At 70.3% G+C, this 19,718-nt stretch carries 18 protein-coding genes; 6 read left to right on the top strand and 12 right to left on the bottom strand.

All coding sequences use genetic code 11. From position 1 onward, the window contains the following. Positions 1-237 precede the first annotated feature (237 nt). Positions 238-1,251, top strand: coding sequence for a porphobilinogen synthase (hemB, locus tag ACIRA5_RS14230; protein ID WP_403690682.1), 1,014 nt, complete (start codon positions 238-240; stop codon positions 1,249-1,251). Here hemB and ACIRA5_RS14225 read toward each other — a convergent pair. After that, entirely contained in the window at positions 1,245-1,973 is a 729-nt protein-coding gene (locus ACIRA5_RS14225; RefSeq protein WP_403690680.1) for a DUF4232 domain-containing protein, read from the bottom strand. The genes hemB and ACIRA5_RS14225 overlap by 7 nt on opposite strands. A gap of 210 nt (positions 1,974-2,183) precedes the next feature. On the opposite strand from ACIRA5_RS14225, the gene ACIRA5_RS14220 reads away from it, so the two are divergent. Continuing rightward, positions 2,184-3,533, top strand: a complete 1,350-nt coding sequence (locus tag ACIRA5_RS14220) for a helix-turn-helix domain-containing protein (protein ID WP_403690679.1) — start codon at positions 2,184-2,186, stop codon at positions 3,531-3,533. 81 nt (positions 3,534-3,614) lie between these two features. Beyond that, positions 3,615-4,517, top strand: coding sequence for an SAM-dependent methyltransferase (locus ACIRA5_RS14215; RefSeq protein ID WP_403690677.1), 903 nt, complete (start codon positions 3,615-3,617; stop codon positions 4,515-4,517). A 103-nt stretch (positions 4,518-4,620) separates the two neighbouring features. On the opposite strand, the gene ACIRA5_RS14210 is transcribed toward ACIRA5_RS14215, so the two are convergent. From ACIRA5_RS14210 to argS, 3 genes are all read right to left on the bottom strand, one after another. After that, positions 4,621-5,535, bottom strand: coding sequence for a DUF4253 domain-containing protein (locus tag ACIRA5_RS14210; RefSeq protein ID WP_403690676.1), 915 nt, complete (start codon positions 5,533-5,535; stop codon positions 4,621-4,623). Between the two features lie 178 nt (positions 5,536-5,713). Beyond that, positions 5,714-6,259, bottom strand: a complete 546-nt coding sequence (locus ACIRA5_RS14205) for a lamin tail domain-containing protein (protein WP_403690675.1) — start codon at positions 6,257-6,259, stop codon at positions 5,714-5,716. Between the two features lie 492 nt (positions 6,260-6,751). Then, positions 6,752-8,524 carry an arginine--tRNA ligase gene (gene argS, locus ACIRA5_RS14200; RefSeq protein ID WP_403690725.1) on the bottom strand — a complete coding sequence of 591 codons (1,773 nt, stop codon included), beginning with the start codon at positions 8,522-8,524 and terminating at the stop codon, positions 6,752-6,754. A gap of 146 nt (positions 8,525-8,670) precedes the next feature. Between argS and lysS the strand changes: the two genes are divergently transcribed. Then, positions 8,671-10,413 carry a lysine--tRNA ligase gene (gene lysS, locus ACIRA5_RS14195; protein WP_403690723.1) on the top strand — a complete coding sequence of 581 codons (1,743 nt, stop codon included), beginning with the start codon at positions 8,671-8,673 and terminating at the stop codon, positions 10,411-10,413. A 72-nt stretch (positions 10,414-10,485) separates the two neighbouring features. Here the strand turns inward: lysS and ACIRA5_RS14190 are convergent, their stop codons facing one another. The 3 genes from ACIRA5_RS14190 to ACIRA5_RS14180 all read right to left on the bottom strand — a co-directional run bounded on the left by ACIRA5_RS14190 (position 10,486) and on the right by ACIRA5_RS14180 (position 13,880). Continuing rightward, positions 10,486-11,814 carry a DUF2637 domain-containing protein gene (locus ACIRA5_RS14190; RefSeq protein ID WP_403690722.1) on the bottom strand — a complete coding sequence of 443 codons (1,329 nt, stop codon included), beginning with the start codon at positions 11,812-11,814 and terminating at the stop codon, positions 10,486-10,488. A gap of 203 nt (positions 11,815-12,017) precedes the next feature. Then, the gene (locus ACIRA5_RS14185; RefSeq protein WP_403690673.1) at positions 12,018-12,914 is read right to left on the bottom strand and encodes a DUF3558 family protein; all 897 of its coding nucleotides are present in this window, start codon (positions 12,912-12,914) and stop codon (positions 12,018-12,020) included. Positions 12,915-13,061: 147 nt separating this feature from the next. After that, on the bottom strand, positions 13,062-13,880 hold the full coding sequence (locus tag ACIRA5_RS14180) for a DUF3558 domain-containing protein (RefSeq protein WP_403690672.1): 819 nt from the start codon (positions 13,878-13,880) through the stop codon (positions 13,062-13,064). Positions 13,881-14,093: 213 nt separating this feature from the next. Here ACIRA5_RS14180 and ACIRA5_RS14175 point away from each other — a divergent pair, with 213 nt between their 5' ends. Further along, positions 14,094-15,287: an RtcB family protein gene (locus tag ACIRA5_RS14175; RefSeq protein WP_403690670.1), complete on the top strand. Its 1,194-nt coding sequence runs from the start codon at positions 14,094-14,096 to the stop codon at positions 15,285-15,287. 136 nt (positions 15,288-15,423) lie between these two features. Here the strand turns inward: ACIRA5_RS14175 and ACIRA5_RS14170 are convergent, their stop codons facing one another. The 4 genes from ACIRA5_RS14170 to ACIRA5_RS14155 all read right to left on the bottom strand — a co-directional run bounded on the left by ACIRA5_RS14170 (position 15,424) and on the right by ACIRA5_RS14155 (position 18,135). Continuing rightward, positions 15,424-16,680 (bottom strand): GNAT family N-acetyltransferase, encoded by a 1,257-nt coding sequence (locus ACIRA5_RS14170; protein WP_403690667.1) that lies wholly within the window; start codon positions 16,678-16,680, stop codon positions 15,424-15,426. 41 nt (positions 16,681-16,721) lie between these two features. Further along, complete coding sequence (locus tag ACIRA5_RS14165; RefSeq protein ID WP_403690721.1) at positions 16,722-16,904, bottom strand: hypothetical protein; 183 nt, start codon at positions 16,902-16,904, stop codon at positions 16,722-16,724. Between the two features lie 23 nt (positions 16,905-16,927). Continuing rightward, positions 16,928-17,704 carry an SDR family NAD(P)-dependent oxidoreductase gene (locus ACIRA5_RS14160; RefSeq protein ID WP_095853240.1) on the bottom strand — a complete coding sequence of 259 codons (777 nt, stop codon included), beginning with the start codon at positions 17,702-17,704 and terminating at the stop codon, positions 16,928-16,930. Positions 17,705-17,796: 92 nt separating this feature from the next. Next, positions 17,797-18,135, bottom strand: coding sequence for a YnfA family protein (locus tag ACIRA5_RS14155; protein ID WP_403690720.1), 339 nt, complete (start codon positions 18,133-18,135; stop codon positions 17,797-17,799). 319 nt (positions 18,136-18,454) lie between these two features. On the opposite strand from ACIRA5_RS14155, the gene ACIRA5_RS14150 reads away from it, so the two are divergent. Beyond that, complete coding sequence (locus ACIRA5_RS14150; RefSeq protein ID WP_403690664.1) at positions 18,455-18,616, top strand: zinc-binding dehydrogenase; 162 nt, start codon at positions 18,455-18,457, stop codon at positions 18,614-18,616. Positions 18,617-18,831: 215 nt separating this feature from the next. Here the strand turns inward: ACIRA5_RS14150 and ACIRA5_RS14145 are convergent, their stop codons facing one another. Further along, the gene (locus tag ACIRA5_RS14145) at positions 18,832-19,650 is read right to left on the bottom strand and encodes a DUF6597 domain-containing transcriptional factor (protein WP_403690662.1); all 819 of its coding nucleotides are present in this window, start codon (positions 19,648-19,650) and stop codon (positions 18,832-18,834) included. Positions 19,651-19,718 lie beyond the last annotated feature (68 nt).

Here is a 19,718-nt window from a genome sequence, read left to right as displayed (position 1 = left end):
GGTGGGGTGTTTGGTGGTGGGGGTGTGTGGGGGGGGGGGGGGGGTTGGGGGGCCCCCCCCAACACCCCCTTTTTTTTTGGGGGGGGGTGGGGGGGGGGGGGGGGCGCCCCCCCCCGCGCCCGGGGGGCCGGGGGCGCCGCCCCGGTATCCCGGAGCCCCACCGGCCGTCAGTCGAGCGAACCGGGTACCGGCACGGTGTCGGCAAGGGGGGTCGAGGGGCGGGCGTAGCGTAGGGGCATGACGAAGTACGGATCCTTCCCCGGTACGCGGCCGCGGCGGCTGCGTACGACGCCGGTCATGCGGCGCATGGTCGCCGAGACCCGGCTGCACCCCGCCGACTTCATCCTCCCCGCGTTCGTACGGGAGGGCGTGAACGAGCCGGTACCCATCGCGGCGATGCCCGGCGTCGTGCAGCACACGCGCGACAGCCTGAAGAAGGCCGCGCTGGAGGCCGTGGAGGCCGGGATCTCCGGGATCATGCTCTTCGGAGTGCCGGAGGACTCGAAGAAGGACGCCGTCGGGACTCCCGGGACCGACCCGGACGGGATCCTTCAGGTCGCTCTCCGCGATGTGCGCGCCGAGGTCGGCGACGAACTGATCGTCATGTCCGATCTGTGTCTCGACGAGACCATCGACCACGGGCACTGCGGAGTGCTCGACGCGCAAGGTCGCGTCGACAACGACGCGACCCTGGAGCGGTACGCCGAGATGGCCCAGGTCCAGGCCGACGCCGGGGCCCACGTGGTGGGGCCGAGCGGGATGATGGACGGGCAGATCGGGGTCATCCGGGATGCCCTGGACCAGATCGGGCGCGAGGACGTCGCCATCCTCGCCTACACCGCGAAGTACTCCTCCGCCTTCTACGGGCCCTTCCGGGAGGCCGTGGCCTCCTCGCTGAAGGGCGACCGCAAGACGTACCAGCAGGACCCCGCCAACGCGCGGGAGTCCCTGCGGGAGTTGGCCCTCGATCTGGAGGAGGGGGCCGACATGGTGATGGTGAAGCCGGCGGGACCGTATCTGGACATCCTGGCGCGGGTCGCGGACTCTGTCGACGTCCCCGTGGCCGCCTACCAGATCTCCGGCGAGTACTCGATGATCGAGGCGGCGGCGGAGAAGGGCTGGATCGACCGCGACAAGGCGATCCTGGAGACGCTGACCGGCATCAAGCGGGCCGGCGCCCAGAACATCCTCACCTACTGGGCCACCGAGGCCGCGCAGAAGCTCCGACAGGGCTCGGCGACCGCTCAGTAGGCCAGCGCGTCGTCGAGGCTCTGCTGCCAGTACGTCACCGAGAGCTTGGCGTCCACGTACACGCCCTTCGCCGGGAGCGCCGGGGTCGCGCTGCGGCCCTTGGCGAAGCCGACGACGAGGGTCTTGGCCGTGTAGCCGTTGTCGCCGCTGCCGTCGGCGGCCGAGAGCAGGACGCCCGCGTAGCCGGACTCGCCGGGGGCCAGTGTGACGACCGCCTGGGGGTGGGTCGACTCGGCGACCGGCGGGACCGACTGGGCCTCGCCGAAGCGGGCGATCGGGTAGCCGGTCAGATCGCAGTTCTTCGCACCGGTGTTGGTGACGCTGAGGAGCATGTGGTTGAGGGGGCGGGAGACCTCGGTCGCGGTGGTCTTGGTGTTGGCGCCGTTGCAGGCCGGGTTGCGCGTGGTCGTGGTGCCTCCGCCGTTCTTGCCCGCGGAGCCGGAGCCGCCGCTGCTGCCCGTCGTGTTGGTGCCCGGAGTGGCGGTGCTCTTGGGGACGGCCGTCGAGCCGCCGGTCTCACCCGCCGGCTTCGCCTCCGTACCGCCGTCGGCCGTGGAGCCGGTCGGCTGCGACGAGGAAGACGAGGAAGACGAGGAATTGGACGCGGCCGACGGACCCTCGTCACGTACGCCCTTTCCGTTGTCGCACGCCGTGAGGGCGAGCGCGGCGAGCGCGACCGTCGTGGCGGCGAGGAGGCGGGTGCGGGCGGTGCGTGCGGACATGGGTGATCCCCCTGTGGGTGTGGCTGGTCGGTGGCCGCTCGACCGGTCGAGGGGAGCGGCGTGCTTGGATGACCACAGCTTGTCGGTTGATCCGTCCCGGGCGCCACGGTTGCCGGGGGATACGGGACACCGGAACGTTCGTAGGGGGTCTGACCAGGGGGAATACCGGCCCCCTGGAACGCGGACCGGGACGCGGGGGATGGAGGAACGGTGGACGGGGACGAGTTCGCGGGGCTGCTGCGGGAGCTGAAGGAGCGGTCCGGACTCAGTTATGGGGTGCTCGCGAAGCGGCTGCACGTGAGTACGTCCACGCTGCATCGGTACGTCAACGGGGACGCCGTACCGACGGACTACGCACCTGTGGAGCGGCTCGCGCGTGTGTGCGGGGCGACTCCGGAGGAACTGGTGGAGCTGCATCGGCGGTGGGTGCGGGCGGATGTACTGCGGGGGCAGAAGGGGGCGTCCGCGGCACCCGTGACGGATGCGGCGCCTGTGACGGATGTGGTGCCTGTGGCGGACACGGAGTCCGTGGCGGACATGGAGTCCGTGACGGGTGCGGCGGCCGTGACGCCGGTGGGGGCGGAGGGCTCCTCGGGGGAGCCGGGTGTGGCTTCGGAGGGTGTCGGCGGGCCCTCGGGTGAGGCTTCGAGCAGGGGGCGGCGACGGCGTACGGTCCTCCTCGCCTCGGTCGCCGTCGTCGCGGTGCTCGCGTCCGCCGCGCTCGCGGTGCGGTTCGTGCCGGACGGCAGGAGTGACGGGAGCGGGGGGCGGGAGGTCCTGGGGGCCGCCGCGTCGTCCGGTCCCCGGGAGAGTCCGCGGGGGACGGCGTCGGTTGACGGCAAGCACGGGGAGCCGTCCGCCTCGGTCAGCGCCTCCGTCTCCGCCTCGCACGTCGCTGAGCCCGAGGCGTCCGTCTCGACGGCGGCTTCGGGCAGTACGGGCCAGGACATCGCCGACGGCGCCACCGCGCCCCTCGTGGCCGCCAACCCGTACAAGTGGGACGGCCCGTGCAGCCAGCACTACCTGGTGAACCGGAAGGCCGAGCAGGTGCCCCCGCCGCCGAACGAGTCGGACGCGCGCGGGTGGGTCACGGCGCTCGGCGGGGTCGCCGGTCAGGAGCAGATGCTCGCGCTGACCGTGCAGGGGACCGGGAAGGCCACCGTGGTCCTGGACGGGCTGCACGTGCGGGTGGTGGGGAAGAACGCGCCGCTCGCCTGGAACGACTACGCGATGGGCGTCGGCTGCGGCGGCGGCGTGGAGACGAAGTCCTTCGCCGTGGATCTCGACGCGGGGCGGCCCGTGACCACCCCCAAGGCCGGGCAGCGGGACTTCCCCTACAAGGTCAGCGAGTCCGATCCCGAGGTCTTCTACGTCTTCGCGGACGCGCGGGCGCACGACGTGAGCTGGTACCTGGAGCTCGACTGGTCCAGCGGAGCGCGCAGCGGCACGGTGCGTATCGACGACAACGGGAAGCCGTTCCGGACGAGCGGGAATGTGGGGCGGCCCGCGTACGACTATCCGCTGGGCGGCAGCGAGTGGGGGACGGCCGCGACAGGTTAGCCAGGAGACGGGCACGATCAAGTCCCCCTAGGAGTTAGGTTGTTGCCCGTTGAATGACGCGACTCTCCAGGGAGAGGCTTTATGCCCGGTGATGCTCTCAGCCAGGACCCCGCCGAGCTGAGAAGGAGGATCGACACCACCAAGGCGCACCCGGCGCGCGTCTACGACGTGTTCCTCGGGGGCAAGGACAACTACCCGGTCGACCGGTCCGCGGCCGCCGCGGCGATCGCGGCCAATCCGCGCGGGTACCTCGATGTCCGGCACAACCGGGACTTCCTGCGCAGGGCGGTCACCACGCTGACCCAGGAAGCGGGTGTCCGCCAGTTCCTGGACATCGGTACCGGCTTGCCGACGCAGGAGAACGTCCACCAGATCGCGCAGCGGATCACTCCGGAGTCGCGGGTCGTGTACGTCGACAACGACCCCGTTGTGCTCGCTCACGCGCGTGCGTTGCTCACCAGCGGGCCCGAGGGGCAGACGGACTACATCGACGCGGACCTCGAGGAGCCCGCGCGGATACTCGAAGAGGCCGCGAAGACCCTCGACTTCGAGCAGCCGATCGCGCTCGTGCTGGTGGCGATCCTGCACTTCATCGAGGACGAGGCGGCCTATCCGATCGTGCGTGAGCTCGTGGAGGCGTTGCCTTCGGGCAGCCGGCTCGTGCTCAGCCACCTCACCGAGGACCTCAACGCGGAGAACATCCGGGCGGTTCAGCGGACGTTCACCGAGCGGGGGTTCACGTTCGTGCTGCGCTCCAGGGCCGAGGTGGAGCGGTTCTTCACGGAGAACGGGCTCGAGGTGGAGGAGCCGGGTGTCGTGCCCGTACACCGCTGGCGGCCCGACGGTGCGGCTCCGCTGCCCGAGAAGGTGGATCCCGCGTACCTTGCCACCCTCGACGAGATCGAGAAGGTCCGCTATCGCGACATCAATGACGTGACGGACGCGGACATCAATGTGTACGCGGTGACGGGCATCAAGCCCTGACTCTCGGGTGCGTTCGCCGCCTGCGGGCGGGTGGGGGGCGCGGTTCCCCGCGCCCCCCAAAAAGACCGGCCGTCCTTCTACGCTTCGGTGGACGAGGGACCGGTCAGTCCCACCAGAAGGACCACACCCGCCTGCCGAGCACCTCGTCCGCCGCGTACGCGCGCAGCGTCTCGCTCTCGCCCTGCGTGATGTTGTCCGGGCAGAAGGCGAAGTGCTCGGCGGCCACCGCCTCGGCCTCGGCCGCCGTCGTGGGCGGGGCCGCCACCGACAGGACCAGCTGGTCGAAGGTGAGGGCCACGACCCGTATGCCGAAGCGGTCCTCCCAGGAGCGCAGGACCGCGCACAGGCGGGCCACGTCGCCCTCGTAGTTCACCGGACCGGACCAGCCGATCGCCGCCGGGATGTCCGCGCTGCGACGCGCCGGGACCAGGGCGAGGCGCGGCTCCTTCAGCCAGGAGCCGCCGCCCGCGAGGGAGTCGGCGACCTCGGTGGCCCGGTCGTCCGCGTCCGCCTCGGGCGCGGTGGCCGGTGCCAGGCCGGGCCACTGCACGCCGTGCGGCGCGATCGTCTCGGCGAACTCCTCTGCCTCACCGAAGAGTTCGGTGACCGCTTCCTTGCCGGGGTAGTCCGCGTCGGCTTCGCGCTCGTCCTCCGCGTACTCCTCCCAGTACCCCGCCAGTACCTCGTCGGCGTCGTGATCCCCCGGATAGGACGTCTCCTCGGGCATCAACTCCCATTCCTCCGGGCCGCCCTGGCTGCCGCCGACGTCTATGAGGAGGGGAAGCAGGCCGGCCGTGCGCGGGGCGGAACCCAGCGTGGCCCAGTCTCCGGGAGCGGCCGACGCCTCGGCGTGCCACAGCAACGGCTCGTGCCAGGGGCCCTCGTTCTCCCCCACTGCCTTAAGGGCGTGGGAGGTACCCCCAGCGTCGATCAGTTTCCCGGGCGGGAGTTCGAGGCCGAGCGCGCGCCCGCTCGGATCTGCCGCCAGCGAGGGCAGCGGGTTCGGAAGTGTCGCCATGCCGGTGACTTTAGGGCCCGCCACTGACAACGCGCCTCGGGGTCCGCCCACGAGGTCCTGGACGGCCGGGGCACACGTGCGCGGCGTGCCACAGGTGGTTCGTGGCACGCCGCGCGAAGAGGGTCAGGCGCGGGTCGAGGAAGGCGCAGTCCGTGCGCCGGTCCCGACCCGCTCGGGGTCAGCGGTGACCGTGGCCCGGGCCGCGGCCGTGGTCGTCGCCGTGGCCGCGGTCGCTGCCGTGACCACGGCCGTCGTCGCCGTGGTGCCTGGCGTCCCAGGAGATGGTGTCGACCACGCGACGGTGGTCGTTGCGGAGCGTGGCGGTGTCCTTGCGGTCGTCCCAGACGAAGTTGCGGCGGTCCTGGTAGACGTCGCGGTAGGTGTCACGGCCGACGCCGGTGTGGACGCGGACGGTGGAGTGGCCGTCCAGACGCAGGTGGTGGAACGTGTAGACGCGGCCCTGACGGTTGGACAGCGTCCAGTCGTCCAGGTTCACGCTGCGGCGTCCGCTGTTGGTGATCTGCACCCACTCCTCGTTCAGCGAGCGGTTGGACCTGGAGCCGTGTCCGGGGGCGTCGTACTGGACCTTGCTGATCTCCACCTGCGAACCGCGCGGCGCGGCTCCGTCGGCCGCCGCCGGCAGGGCGGCTGCCCCCACCAGTGCGGCGGCGGACAGAGCGGCGGCGGCCAGGCGACGGGCCGTGAAGGTCTGCGAAGCGGTCATGGGTGCCCCCTTGGGGTACTGGCGGGCCATGGCGACAGGATCGTGCCGTCGGCCCGCTGTTTTTGTGCACCCGGCCTGCTGGCCGGACACCGCATAGCTTGCCGACTGAAGTGCTCCGCTACGTCCCGGAATCGGAGGGCGTTGCTGATCAACGACATTGTCGTGATAGTCGCCTGTAGTGTGCACGTTTTGTGAAGGTGTGTCGGGTTGACGCCCCTTCGGGGGGTGTGGCTGCATCAGTACTGGCCTGCGCCACTTCTTCGCCATGCCGCGCCACCCGTCCACGACCTCCGCTGTCACCCGAAAGTGAGTAACAGTCCCGGGCGGGCAGGGGTACCCGCCCGGGTGATCGTGCGTACGCGCGTCCGGGTGCGGAAACGCCTGATCCCGCAGGCGCGTCACCGGCCTACGGGATCAGGTACTACGGGATCAGGTACTACGGGATCAGGCACTACGGGGTCGGACATGCCGCGCCGGGCGCCCTACGGGAGATCAGAGGCGCTCGGGCGTCCTGATGCCCAGCAGGGCCATGCCCTGGTGGAGCGTGCGGGCGGTGAGGTCGCACAGGAAGAGGCGGTTCTCCGCGACCTCCTGTGCGGGAGCCGGCTTGATGACCGGGCACTGGTCGTAGAACGTCGTGTAGAGCGACGCCAGCTGGTACAGATACGCAGCCAGCTTGTGCGGCGCGTACTCGACGGCCGCCTCGTCCAGCGTCTCCCCGAACCGGTCCAGGTGCAGACCCAACGCCCGCTCCGCCGGAGCCAGTTCGAGCTCCGGGTGGGCCAGCGGCGTACGGTCGCCGGCCTTGCCGAAGATCGACCGGATACGGGCGTACGCGTACTGGAGGTACACGGACGTGTCGCCGTTCAGCGAGACCATCTGGTCCAGGTCGAACTTGTAGTCCCGGACGGCGGAGGTGGAGAGGTCCGCGTACTTCACGGCGCCGATGCCGACGAACCGGCCGTTCTCCTCGATCTCCTGCTCGCTCAGGCCCACCTTCTCGGCCTTCTCCCGCACGACGGCGGTGGCCCGCTCGATCGCCTCGTCCAGGAGATCCACCAGCCGGACCGTCTCGCCCTCACGCGTCTTGAACGGCTTGCCGTCCTTGCCCAGCACCGTGCCGAAGGCCAGCTGCTGCGCCTGCACGTCGTCGCCCAGCCAGCCCGCCCTGCGCGCGGTCTCGAAGACCATCTTGAAGTGCAGGGACTGACGGGCGTCGACCACGTAGACGAGGGTGTTCGCCTTGAGGTTGAAGACACGGTCCCTGATCGCCGAGAGGTCGGTCGCCGCGTAGCCGTAGCCGCCGTCCGACTTCTTCACGATCAGCGGGACCGGGTTGCCGTCCGGGCCCTTCACATCGTCGAAGAACACACAGAGCGCGCCGTCGGACCGGACCGCGACACCCGACTCCTCCAGGAGACGGCAGGTCTCGTCCAGCATGTCGTTGTAGCCCGACTCGCCGACCACGTCCGGGTCCCGGATCTCCATGTCCAGCTTGTCGAAGACCGAGTAGAAGTAGATCTTCGACTCGTCCACGAACTTCTGCCACATGGCGAGGGTCTCGGGCTCGCCCGCCTGGAGGTCGACCACCCGGCGCCGCGCCCGCGTCTTGAACTCCTCGTCGGAGTCGAAGAGCGTCCGCGCCGCCTTGTAGAGCCGGTTCAGGTTCGACATGGCCTCCTCGCCGGAGACCTCCGCCGCACCCTTGTGGTCCAGCTCGTGCGGGTGCTCGATCAGGTACTGGATGAGCATGCCGAACTGGGTGCCCCAGTCGCCGATGTGATGGCGCCGGACCACGCTCTCGCCGGTGAACTCCAGGATCTGGACCACCGCGTCGCCGATGACCGCCGAACGCAGGTGACCGACGTGCATCTCCTTCGCCACGTTCGGCTGCGCGTAGTCGATGACCGTGGTGCCCGGGTTCTCGGCCGGCGGCACACCGAGGCGCTCGCCGTCCTCGTACCGCGCGGCCAGGTTCTCGGTGATGGCCTTGTCGGTGATCGTGATGTTCAGGAACCCGGGCCCGGAGACCTCGATGTCCTTGATCACGTCACCCGACTCGACCCGCGCCACGACCTGCGTCGCCAGCTCTCTCGGGTTCGCCTTCGCCTTCTTCGCGAGGGCCAGGATCCCGTTGGCCTGGAAGTCGGCCCGGTCGCTTCGTCGCAGCAGCGGGTCCGCGGAACCGGCCTCCGGCAGGGCTGCCGAGAGGGCGTCCGCGAGGCGCTGGTGGACGGAGGCGGTGAGGGACGTGACCGAGGCCATGGAGTGGCTGCCGTTCTGCTCGGGTTCCGGGAGTTTCTGAGTACAGGAAAGCCAGTATCCCATGCGGTGAAAAGCCGTTTTCGCGGTTCACGCCCGAGCTGGGAGAATGGTGGCGTCAGCCGTACTGGCGTATGAGAAAGAAGGACGTGCCGATCGTGGCTCAGAGCACCGAGACCACCGACTGGGTCTCCCGTTTCGCGGATGAGGTCATCGAGGAATCGGAGCGTCGGGCCCCGGGCAAACCTGTGGTCGTCGCGTCCGGCCTCTCCCCCTCAGGCCCGATCCACCTCGGCAACCTCCGCGAGGTCATGACCCCGCACCTGGTCGCCGACGAGATCCGCCGCCGCGGGCACACCGTGCGCCACCTGCTCTCCTGGGACGACTACGACCGCTACCGCAAGGTCCCGGCCGGCGTCCCCGGCATCGACGAGTCCTGGGCCGAGCACATCGGCAAGCCGCTGACCTCCGTCCCGGCCCCGAAGGGCTCGGAGCACCCGAACTGGGCCGAGCACTTCAAGGCCGTCATGGTCGAGGCGCTGGCCGAGCTCGGCGTCGAGTACGACGGGATCAGCCAGACCGAGCAGTACACCTCCGGTGTCTACCGCGACCAGGTGCTGTTCGCGATGAAGCACCGCGGTGACATCGACGCGATCCTCGATCAGTACCGGACCAAGAAGGGCCCCGCGAAGAAGCAGCAGGGCCAGAAGCCGGTCGACGAGGCCGAGCTCGAAGCCGCCGAAGGCTCCGGCGCCGCCGCCGAGGACGACGGCAGCTCGGCCGCCGGGTACTACCCGTACAAGCCCTACTGCGGCCGGTGCGAGAAGGACCTCACCACCGTCACCTCGTACGACGACGAGACCACCGAGCTGGCCTACACCTGCTCCGCCTGCGGCTTCTCCGAGACCGTCCGGCTGAACGAGTTCAACCGCGGCAAGCTGGTCTGGAAGGTCGACTGGCCCATGCGCTGGGCCTACGAGGGCGTCATCTTCGAACCGAGCGGGGTCGACCACTCCTCTCCTGGGTCCTCCTTCCAGGTGGGCGGCCAGATCGTGGGCATCTTCGGCGGCAAGCAGCCGATCGGGCCCATGTACGCGTTCGTCGGCATCTCCGGCATGGCCAAGATGTCCAGCAGCAAGGGCGGGGTGCCCACCCCGGCCGACGCGCTCCAGATCATGGAACCGCAGCTGCTGCGCTGGCTGTACGCCCGCCGCCGTCCCAACCAGTCGTTCAAGATCGCCTTCGACCAGGAGATCCAGCGGCTGTACGACGAGTGGGACAAGCTCGCGGGCAAGGTCGCCGACGGCTCGGTCCTCCCGGCCGACGCCGCCGCGTACGCGCGCGCGGTCGGCACCGCCGCCGGAGAGCTGCCCAGGACCCCCCGCCCGATGCCGTACCGCACCCTCGCCTCCGTCGCCGACATCACCGCCGGCGCCGAGGACCAGACCCTGCGGATCCTGAGCGAGCTCGACCCCGAGAACCCGCTCGCCTCCCTGGACGAGGCCCGGCCCCGGCTCGACAAGGCCGAGACCTGGATCAACACCCAGGTGCCGGCCGAGGAGCGCACCGTCGTGCGCGACGAGCCCGACGTCGAACTGCTCACGTCGCTCGACGACCAGGGCCGCGAGTCGCTGCGGCTGCTCCTCGACGGACTGGAGCAGAACTGGTCCCTGGACGGCCTGACCCACCTCGTCTACGGCGTCCCCAAGGTCCAGGCCGGCTTCCCCGCCGACGCGACCGCCAAGGAGCTCCCGCCGGAGATCAAGGTCGCCCAGCGCACGTTCTTCGCGCTGCTGTACCACCTGCTGGTCGGGCGTGACACCGGTCCGCGCCTGCCCACGCTGCTGCTCGCGGTCGGACAGGACCGGGTGCGCAAGCTGCTCGGCGCGTAGGGCCTGCGGCGGTACGAGGAAGGGGGCGCCCGGTGAACACCGGGCGCCCCCTTCCTGTGCACGCCGACGTGCCTACGCGATGTGGTCTTCTTGGAGTTCCGCCGTGTGGCGGTTGGTGAAGCGGTTGACCATGCGGTCGGCCTCGCGCTGCGGGAGCGTGGTGCCGTACGTCGCCTCCACGTCGCCCCTGAACTGGCCCGAGGTCGGATAGCTGCCGTCTATCGACTTCTTGAAGACCAGGTAGTAGTCCTCCTCGGTCGGCTCCGAGCCGCCGCCCGCGCCCAGCTCACGGGTACGGCCCGGGCCGGACGGGATCGGGAAGGTACCGGTGTCCTCCGGAGAGGGCTCCGGGGCGGGGGCAGGCTGCTCCTCGTACCGCTGCTGCGGGAACGTCTGCTGCTCGAACCGCTGCTGTTCTTCGAACTGCTGCCGAGCCCGGAACCGCTGCTGCTCCTCGAACTGCTCGGCCTGCTGCTGCTCCTCGTACCACTGCCGGTACGCGACATCCGGGTCGTACGTCGGGTCGTAGCCGCCCTGATACGCGATGGACTGGGGGTCCCGCGCCTGAAGCCACTGGCTCTGCGGCTCGGCGTAGTCCTCCGGCTGCTCGGGGGGCTCGTTCGCCTCGGCGGCGGGAAGCTGTTCCCGGACAGGCGCCGCGTTGCTCTGTACGGCGGGTGCCGTCGGTTCCGGCTCGCGCGCGACCTCCAGCTGCGGTGCGGGGGGCAGCAGCACCGGATCGATGCCCGCGGCCGCCAGGCCGGAGGGGGCGGTCTCGGCGAGCGGCACGCCGTAGCGGGCCAGGCGCAGCGGCATCAACGACTCCACCGGGGCCTTGCGGCGCCAGGCGCGGCCGAAGCGGGAGTGGAGGCGGGCCTGGTAGACGAGACGGTCCTGCTCCAGCTTGATGACCTGCTCGTAGGAGCGCAGCTCCCACAGCTTCATCCGGCGCCACAGGAGGAAGGTCGGGACCGGGGAGAGCAGCCAGCGGGTGAGGCGGACGCCCTCCATGTGCTTGTCGGCGGTGATGTCCGCGATCCGGCCGATCGCGTGCCGGGCCGCCTCGACGGAGACCACGAACAGGACCGGGATGACGGCGTGCATACCGACGCCCAGCGGGTCCGGCCAGGCCGCCGCGCCGTTGAAGGCGATCGTCGCGACCGTCAGCAGCCACGCCGTCTGGCGCAGCAGCGGGAAGGGGATGCGGATCCAGGTCAGCAGGAGGTCCAGGGCGAGCAGGACGCAGATGCCCGCGTCGATGCCTATCGGGAAGACGTACGCGAAGTTCCCGAAGCCCTTCTTGAGGGCCAGCTCGCGCACGGCCGCGTACGAGCCGGCGAAGCCGATACCCGCGATGACGAGCGCACCGGCGACGACCACACCGATGAGAATCCGGTGCATTCGTGTGAGCTGGATTGGCGCGGCCACCTGTACTCCCCTCTCCTTGCGTGTTGTTGCGCGCAACAGGGTGGCACATGTGTACGGCGCACGGGCGGCCGGTATGGCAGGAGCCCGGCCCATGAGGTGACCGGGCTCCGTCAAATGCCCTGCTGGGCAGGCGAGTTGCGCGCCGACGCCCGTTGAATGTCAGTACTTCTCGAATGTCAGTTCTTCTTGGTGGCCGATGCCGAGGCCGAGGGCTTGGAGCTGGCCGACGCCGACGGGGAAGCCGACTTCGAGGGGTTCGCGGACTTGGAGGGGGAGGCCGACTGCGACGGGGCGGTGGTCGCCCGGCTGCCGTCCTGGTTCGCGGAGGCCACCGCGGCCACCGCCTCCTTGGCGGCCTTCTCCGCGGCCTTCGTCAGGTCGTCCGCGCTGGGGGCCTTGTCGCCGGCGAGACCGGCACCGTTGTAGTCGAGCGTGACGACGACGTTCTCGACGCGCGTCACGACCGTCTGCTGCTTGAAGGAGCCTTCCTTCTTCTTCAGGCCGTAGCGCACCGCCGTCGACGCGTCGCCGATCCCGGAGACCGGCTCCGACCGGGCGCCCGTCGCGCCGGTCACCGTCTGCGCGTCCTTGACCTGCTTGTCGTAGTAGGTCTGCGCGAGCTGGTTGCCCTCACCACGGGTCGCGTCCGAGTCGAAACGCAGCAGGGAGACGTTCAGCCAGCGGAACTGGGAACCCTTGACGCCCTTGTTGTCGAGGCTGTTCCAGGAGCAGCTGCTGCGGTCCTTCGCGTCGTCCGACTTGCCCGACTTGGCGGACTTCAGGCCCTTTGGTACGAGTTCGCCCAGCGTCTTCTTCGAGAACAGCGAGCAAGGGGACGGCAGCGTCGCGTACGCGGCCGGCTTGACGGCGTCCGCGGAGGTGCTCGGGGACGCGGACGAGGTCGCGGCCGTGCCCTTCTGGGCGGCGTTGTCGGCGCTCGATCCCGATCCCGAGCCGGAGCCGGAGTCCGAGGAACAACCGGCGGCGGCGAGCACCACCGGGACGGCGGCTGCGCTGACAAGGATGCGGGTGAGTCGCGGGGCTCGGCCTACTCGCTGTGCTGGTCGGTGCATGGTTCCTTCACTCGTGGCGCTCGTGGTGCGACCGCACGTGGCTGGTGCGGCCGGTCGGGTCCGAGGGGCCACGGTACGCGGTGAGGCAGCCATGCGTTTCCTGTTCGAGGGGTTCGCATGGGGTGCCCCCGCGCCCCGGCGGACCCGCTAGCCGTTGAACCGGTCGACCAGCTTCTGTGCCAGATTCCGGGCCTTGTCCTGCATTTCTTCGCTGTCCGGGGTGCCTGTGGAAGCGGTCGGCTGCTCGGTGTACTCGATCCTCACGATCACGTTGGACGTGCGGAACACCACAGTCACGGTGCGCTGCTGAGCCGTCGCGGAGCCGGAGTTGAGTTTGTCGTTGAGGAACGCCTCGTCGCCCAGACTGCTGAGCTTGCGGGGCTGGAGGTCGGCGGGGGTCTCGCTCGGGCCGGCCGAGGTCGAGGCGGAGGCGGAGGAGGTCGGGGAGGCGGACGCGGAGGGGGGCGCCGAGGGGGTGGCGGAAGCGGTGTCGGACGGCGTGGCCGAAGCGGAGGCCTCGGGGAGGTTCGCCGCGGTCTCCTCGGTCGCGTAGATGTCCTGGGCGCGGGAGTCGTCGCTCACCGCGTTGTCGTACGAGACCACGCGCTCGAAGTCGACGCTGAGATGGTCGGTGGCGTCCGTGGACTCCACCTTCCAGCCGCACCCGACGCGGCGGTCGGTGTCGTAGGTGAGGGTGGCCTGGCCCTCGTACGCCGTGTCGCGCTGGTCCTGGTCGGTGATCTGCTTGATGCCGGGCAGCAGGGAGTCCAGGCTGTCGTGGCTCACCGCGGCGCAGGCCTCCGGGAGCGTGCGGTACTTGCCCGGCTGGGCGGCCGGGGTGTTCACGCTGACGTCGCCCGGCTTGGGGTCGGCCGCCGTGCCGTTGCTCGCCGAACCTCCGGTGCAGCCGGCCAGCAGGGCCGCGAGGAGCGCGGCGATGCCGGGAACGTACGCCTTCCGCTGCACGGTCGGGCTCCTCTCGACGGCTCCCGGAGCCTGTGGCCGGGATGCTCTGTGGTGCTGTCCTGTGGTTATTGGGTTGCCGCACGGGGGCGGCCCCTGGAGACAATGTGTATCGCACGCACAGCCGTGGACGCCGGTCCGTTGTCCCATACGTCGACCTTGGTGCGGGTTTTGCGTTCTATGACTTTTGTCGTTTGCCGGGGGAATGAGGATGTTATGTCGTACGTAGAGATATCGGGCGCCAAGGTGCCCATCCGCATGTGGACGGACCCGGCGTCGGTCGAGGACGTGGCCCTGCGCCAGCTCCAGAACGTGGCCACGCTCCCGTGGATCAAGGGGCTCGCCGTCATGCCGGACGTCCACTACGGCAAGGGCGCGACGGTCGGCTCGGTCATCGCCATGCGCGACGCGGTGTGTCCGGCGGCGGTGGGGGTCGATATCGGCTGCGGGATGTCCGCGGTCAGGACGTCGCTCACGGCCAATGATCTGCCGGGGGATCTTTCGCGGCTTCGGTCGAAGATCGAGGAGGCGATTCCGGTGGGACGGGGGATGCATGACACTGCCGTTGAGCCGGGGCGGTTCCATGGGCTGGCCACGTCCGGGTGGGATGACTTCTGGGGGCGGTTCGACGGGGTTGCGGAGGCGGTCAAGTTCCGGCAGGGGCGGGCAACTCTGCAGATGGGGACACTTGGCTCGGGCAACCACTTCATTGAGGTTTGTGTAGATACATCCGATTCGGTGTGGCTCATGCTCCACTCCGGATCCAGGAACATCGGCAAGGAACTGGCCGAGCACCACATCGGCGTCGCCCAGAAGCTCCCGCACAACCAGGGGCTGGTCGACCGCGACCTCGCGGTCTTCGTGGCGGACACCCCGCAGATGGCCGCATACCGCAACGATCTGTTCTGGGCGCAGGAGTACGCGAAGTACAACCGCACCCTGATGATGGCGCTCCTGAAGGACGTGATCCGCAAGGAGTTCAAGAAGGCGAAGCCGACCTTCGAGCCGGAGGTCAGCTGCCACCACAATTACGTCAACATCGAGCGCTACGAGGGTATGGACCTGCTCGTCACGCGCAAGGGGGCCATCAGCGCCCGGGCCGGAGAATTCGGCATCATTCCGGGTTCGATGGGGACAGGCTCGTACATCGTGAAGGGTCTCGGGAACGAGAAGGCATTCAACTCGGCCTCCCATGGCGCGGGCCGGCGCATGAGCCGCAACGCGGCGAAGCGCCGGTTCTCGACGCGGGACCTGGAGGAGCAGACACAGGGCGTCGAGTGCCGCAAGGACTCGGGCGTCGTGGACGAGATCCCGAGCGCGTACAAGCCGATCGAGCAGGTCATCGAGCAGCAGCGCGACCTCGTGGAGGTCGTGGCGAAGCTGAAGCAGATCGTCTGCGTCAAGGGTTGACGCGCGGAGGTAAAGGCAGCCGGAAAAGGAGGCCCCGGACAAGTCGGTCTGTCCGGGGCCTCTGCTTGGTTCATGGCTGCTGTCAGGCGTGTTCGAGTGAGCGCTGTGGGTGAGCTATGCGGTTCACCCTTGCGAGTCAGCGGAGGCGCTTCTCCAGGAGGGTCACCGCGTACGGGTTGCCCAGGCCGCCGTCTTTCATGGGCTGTTCACCGACGACCGTGTAACCCGCGGCCTCGTAGTAGCGGCGCAGGTGCGGGTTGGTGGAGATGCAGTCCAGGCGGGAGAGCGGGCGGCCGGAGGCTGCTGTGCGGCGCTCCGCGTGGGCCAGGATGTGGCGGCCGGTGCCGGGTGGGGCCGTGCGATGGTCGGTCATCAGGCGGTGGATGTACCCGGCCGTCGGAGGCTGGAGGCCCCAGGCCGCCGGGTCATCCCACCAGAGTTCGCAGGCTCCGACCACGTCGGGGCCCAGGTGGGCCAGCCAGACCTCGCCCTCCTGGATGCGAGTGCGGAAGTGGGTCTCGCCCAGCTGGCCCGGTGTCCATTGCTCGATGTCGGGCGCGGTCCGCTTCTGCCAGCGGGCCGCTTCGTCCCGGAGACGGACCAGGGTGGGGATGTCGGTCTCGGTCGCGCGGCGGAAGGTGAGGGGAGAGGCCGGTTCGAGGAGGGTCGCGCGGAGGGCCGAGGTGAAGGCCGTGTCCAGGCCCAGGGTCTCCGTGACGTACGACTGGACCGAGCCGTAGCGGGAGTTCATCGTCGCCAGGAACCGGGTCATGATCTCGGCGGGGGCCGTGCCGTAGGCCGGCCACAGCAGTTCACGGTCGGGGTTGTCGGTGCGCCAGTCCGCCACCAGGAGGGGCGTGGCCCGTTCCGTGAGGGTGAAGTCCTCGACGATCGTCTGGTCCGGGACGCCCAGGAGGGACAGGACCAGGGCCGCCACCAGGCCCGTGCGGTCCTTGCCCGAGGCGCAGTGGAAGGCGAGGGGCGTGTCCGACTCGGCCGCCCGCGCGATCAGTTGCAGCGTCTCGCGGATCTCCTTCGTGCCGTCCTCGGCGACCTCCGCGAAGCGCTCTGCCAGATACGGGCCGGGAGCCACCTCCGGCCCCAACGCCGCCTGGTCGTACGGGCGGTGCTCGATGCTCTGGTTGTGGTATGCGAGGGAGGGGTGCTCGGGGACGCGGCCCTTCGACTCGGTCTCCCAGGGGTAACGGAGGTCCACGACCGTACGGACGCCGAGAGAGAGGAAGAGCTCCCAGTCCGCCGTCCCGGGGATCAGTTTGCCGAGCGAGTCCGCGCGGTACAGGCGGGACCGGCGGACCGTTCGGCCGTCCTCGGTCGCGTAGCCCCCGAGGTCGCGGAAGTTGTGCAGACGCGCGAAAGGTATGTGTCGGTTCACGACCAGGGACCTTACGTGTGACGACCAGCGACCCCGGGTGGCTACTTCGCGTGCGTCACCGCATAGATCATCACGAACGCCACGATGTGGATGCCGAAGAGGAAGTACGCGAGGTACCACCAGACATAACGCTGGTTCTTCTTCTCCGCGGCGAGGTGGCGGCGCTCCGCGGAGGGCGCGTCCGACGTCTCGTCCGGCGCCTCGATCGGTATCCCGTCCGGCATTCCGTCTGGCATCCCGTGCGGCATCAGAGTTCCCGGTGGACCTTGGTGTTCGACGCCTGGGCGCGGGGGCGGACGACGAGGAGGTCGATGTTGACGTGGCTGGGGCGGGTGACGGCCCAGGTGATGGTGTCGGCGACGTCGTCGGCGGTCAGTGGCTCGGCCACGCCCGCGTAGACCTTGGCCGCCTTCTCCGTGTCGCCGCCGAAGCGGGTCAGCGCGAACTCGTCCGTCTTGACCATGCCGGGCGCGACCTCGATGACCCGGACCGGCGTTCCGACGATCTCCAGGCGGAGGGTCTCGGCGAGGACGTGTTCGGCGTGCTTGGCGGCGACATAGCCCGCGCCGCCCTCGTACGTGCCGTGCCCCGCCGTCGACGACAGCACGACGACCGTGCCGTCGCCGCTCGCGGTGAGCGCCGGGAGCAGGGCCTGGGTGATGTTCAGTGTGCCGATGACGTTCGTCTCGTACATCTGGCGCCACTCGGCCGGGTCGCCGGTCGCGACCGGGTCGGCGCCCAGCGCGCCGCCCGCGTTGTTGACCAGGACACCGATGGTCTTGAAGGCGCCGGCGAACTCGTCGACCGCGGCGCGGTCCGTGACGTCCAGCGCGTACGCGGTCGCCTGGTGGCCCGTGGCGTTGATCTCCTCGGCCAGCGCCTCGATGCGGTCCTTGCGGCGGGCGGTCAGCACGACGCGGTAGCCGGCCGCGGCCAGCTGCCGGGCCGTCGCCGCGCCGATGCCGCTGCTCGCGCCGGTGACGACGGCGATACGGGAGGAGGCGGAGGGCACGGCGGACGTCATGGGCTGCTCCTAGGACGTGACTAACTGGCGTACGTGGTGTGGTCGGTCCTCGTCAGGATAGGCAGGCGGTCGGCGTCCGGGAGGTCGCGGGCTCAGTTGCCGCCGCGCGGCGCGTACATGATCACGGCCATTCCGGCGAGGCAGATGAGGGCGCCGGTCACGTCCCAGTGGTCGGGCCGGTAGCCGTCCGCGACCATGCCCCAGAGGAGGGAGCCGGCCACGAACACTCCGCCGTACGCGGCGAGGACGCGGCCGAACTCGGCGTCCGGCTGGAGTGTCGCCACGAAGCCGTAGACGCCGAGCGCCATGACGCCCGCGCCGATCCAGAGCCAGCCGCGGTGCTCGCGCACGCCCTGCCAGACCAGCCAGGCGCCGCCGATCTCGAAGAGCGCGGCGATGACGAAGAGGGCGACGGAGCGGACGATCAGCATGCCGTCACTCTCGCACGGGCGTCCGGGCAGAGCCTGGCGGTGACGGGTGCGGCGGGGGCGGTCGGCGGGTACGCCGTCCAACTCGCCGCCCACCGGGGTCTCGTGGTGACGGGGGCGGCCCGCGAGGGCGACGAGGAGCTCGTACGGTCGCTGGGGGCGGCCCACTTCGCGCCGGGCGGCGTGGAGGGCGTGGACGGGGTGCTGGACGCGGCGATTCTCGGCGCGGGTTGGAGTGGGTGCGGGACGGCGGGGTGTTCGTGGGCGTCATCCCGGGGGGCGCATCCGGCGTCCGTACGGGGGGCGGACGGACGCGGTGGAGGTGAGCGCCGACGGGGCGCGCCTCGCGGAGCTGGCGGCGCTCGTCGACGAGGGGGTGCTCACGACCCGGGGCGCCGACACGTACGGGCTGGAGGAGGCGGGGAGGGCGCACGTGCGGCTGGCCGAGGGCGGCCTGCGGGGGCGGCTGGTCCTGATCCCCTGAGTCCGCGGGGTGCCCGAAGGGGCCACGGGGTGATCTCGAAGTCCTGGGTGCTTCCGCCCGTCACCCGTTCGGCTCAACGCTGTCGGGGTGATGCCGAGCTGTCGTCCGTGCCCGGGGCGGGAGGTGGGCATCCGGGTGAAGATCTCGCGCTGCTGTACGTCCCCGCGCCCCTGGGGGGCGGGGCTGCGCCCCGGCCCCCCGCGATCGGAGTCGGGTCAGTGGGTGGTGGGTGCGTAGGTGGTGGGGGGTACTCCTACCGTCGCTGTGAAGTCGCGGACGAGGTGGGCCTGATCGGCGTAGCCGAGGTCGGCGGCGAGGGCGGCCCAGTCGACCGGGCCGGAGGCCTCCGCGCGGGACAGGGCCTCGTGGATCCGGTAGCGCAGGATGATCCACTTCGGGCCGACGCCGACGTACGCGGCGAAGAGCCGTTGCAGGGTCCGTACGGTCATCCCCTCGGCGCGTGCGAAGTCGCCGACGTGCCGGATGGCGCGGTCGCCCCGGATGCGGTCCACCAGGGCCATGGCGAGGTCGGCCTGGGGATCCGGGCGCGGACCGAGGTCCAGGAGGAACGCGTCGAGCGCGGCCACGCGCGCGTCCTCGTCGGCGGGGTCGAGGACGGAGGGGACCGTGGCGGCGTCCACCGCGGGAAACACCGTGCGGAGCGGGATGCGCTCGCCTGTGAGTGACGTCAGGGCCCGTCCCGGCGCGAAGGGGCGGAAGCCCCCCGGGCGGAACTGGATCCCGCACACCCGCCCCCGGCCCTCCAGCTTCTGCGTGAACAGGTCGAGGCCGATGCCGGCCACCTCGCCGAATTCGACGGAGTCCTGACCCGCGTACCTCTGGAAGACGACGTTCACGGACGGGTGCGGGACCACGTGGGAGGCGTACGGCTCGGGCAGGTCCCAGTCGATCAGCCAGTAGTGCTCGAGGTAAGGGCGGAGCGGCTCGGCCGGTTCGCGGCGGCGGAAGCGGACGCGCGCGAAGAGCTCCGCGGCGTCGACGATGCCTCGGGTGTCACGGCGTGGTGCGGCCATGACGGGATCGTAGGGCGGGGCACTGACAGTCGGGGCAGGGGCAGGGGCAGGGGCAGGGGCGAGGAGCC

Source organism: Streptomyces sp. NPDC096311 (assembly GCF_044763085.1).
In the GTDB taxonomy this organism is placed as follows: Bacteria; Actinomycetota; Actinomycetes; order Streptomycetales; family Streptomycetaceae; genus Streptomyces.
The sequence above is the reverse complement of the archived record's forward strand: the minus strand, read 5'-3'. Positions and strand labels throughout refer to the sequence as shown.

What these genes read in the sequence shown, in the direction of transcription:
- argS (WP_403690725.1), bottom strand. Translation starts at nt 8,524, where the DNA reads ATGGCCTCGGTCACGTCCCTCACCGCCTCCGTCCACCAGCGCCTCGCG.
- ACIRA5_RS14210 (WP_403690676.1), bottom strand. Translation starts at nt 5,535, where the DNA reads ATGGCGACACTTCCGAACCCGCTGCCCTCGCTGGCGGCAGATCCGAGC.
- ACIRA5_RS14215 (WP_403690677.1), top strand. Translation starts at nt 3,615, where the DNA reads ATGCCCGGTGATGCTCTCAGCCAGGACCCCGCCGAGCTGAGAAGGAGG.
- ACIRA5_RS14145 (WP_403690662.1), bottom strand. Translation starts at nt 19,650, where the DNA reads ATGGCCGCACCACGCCGTGACACCCGAGGCATCGTCGACGCCGCGGAG.
- ACIRA5_RS14190 (WP_403690722.1), bottom strand. Translation starts at nt 11,814, where the DNA reads ATGCACCGGATTCTCATCGGTGTGGTCGTCGCCGGTGCGCTCGTCATC.
- ACIRA5_RS14185 (WP_403690673.1), bottom strand. Translation starts at nt 12,914, where the DNA reads ATGCACCGACCAGCACAGCGAGTAGGCCGAGCCCCGCGACTCACCCGC.
- hemB (WP_403690682.1), top strand. Translation starts at nt 238, where the DNA reads ATGACGAAGTACGGATCCTTCCCCGGTACGCGGCCGCGGCGGCTGCGT.
- ACIRA5_RS14175 (WP_403690670.1), top strand. Translation starts at nt 14,094, where the DNA reads ATGTCGTACGTAGAGATATCGGGCGCCAAGGTGCCCATCCGCATGTGG.
- ACIRA5_RS14205 (WP_403690675.1), bottom strand. Translation starts at nt 6,259, where the DNA reads ATGACCGCTTCGCAGACCTTCACGGCCCGTCGCCTGGCCGCCGCCGCT.
- ACIRA5_RS14155 (WP_403690720.1), bottom strand. Translation starts at nt 18,135, where the DNA reads ATGCTGATCGTCCGCTCCGTCGCCCTCTTCGTCATCGCCGCGCTCTTC.
- ACIRA5_RS14225 (WP_403690680.1), bottom strand. Translation starts at nt 1,973, where the DNA reads ATGTCCGCACGCACCGCCCGCACCCGCCTCCTCGCCGCCACGACGGTC.
- ACIRA5_RS14160 (WP_095853240.1), bottom strand. Translation starts at nt 17,704, where the DNA reads ATGACGTCCGCCGTGCCCTCCGCCTCCTCCCGTATCGCCGTCGTCACC.
- ACIRA5_RS14165 (WP_403690721.1), bottom strand. Translation starts at nt 16,904, where the DNA reads ATGCCGGACGGGATACCGATCGAGGCGCCGGACGAGACGTCGGACGCG.